This window comes from Kitasatospora sp. SC0581 (genome assembly GCF_048159585.1).
Classification (GTDB): Bacteria; Actinomycetota; Actinomycetes; order Streptomycetales; family Streptomycetaceae; genus Kitasatospora.
This window is the reverse complement of the sequence record NZ_JBLRWA010000150.1, coordinates 1-432: the sequence shown is the minus strand read 5'-3', so window position 1 is coordinate 432 and position 432 is coordinate 1. Positions and strand designations below refer to the sequence as shown.

At 39.6% G+C, this 432-nt stretch carries 1 protein-coding gene; it reads left to right on the top strand.

The features are described 5' to 3' along the window. Nucleotides 1–432: Gfo/Idh/MocA family protein (locus tag ACLWS4_RS37520; RefSeq protein ID WP_416876505.1), on the top strand; the 432-nt coding region annotated here is incomplete at both ends.

The following is a 432-nucleotide window of genomic DNA, read 5'->3' as shown; positions in this document are numbered from 1 at the left end:
GAATTGTTGAGGCGGAGATGAAACAAGGAAAAAAACTGGTTCAAGTAGGGTTTATGCGCCGTTACGACAGTGGTTATGTCCAATTAAAGAAAACGATTGAAAACAACGAAATTGGCGAACCAATGATGATTCGTGCTTCACACCGGAATCAAGAGGTAGGTATAAACTACAATACAGATATGGCAGTAACTGATACATTGATTCATGAAATCGACGTGTTGCACTGGCTCATAGACGATTATTATAAATCAGTTCAAGTTCTATTTCCGAGGAAAACGAGATATGCACATAGCAATCTGCAAGATCCCCAACTGTTCACCATCGAAACAAATAAAGGAATTATCATTAACATTGAGGTATTTGTAAACTGCAAGTACGGTTATGATATCCAATGTGAAGTCGCCGGGGAAGAAGGGATTGCCAAATTGCCGG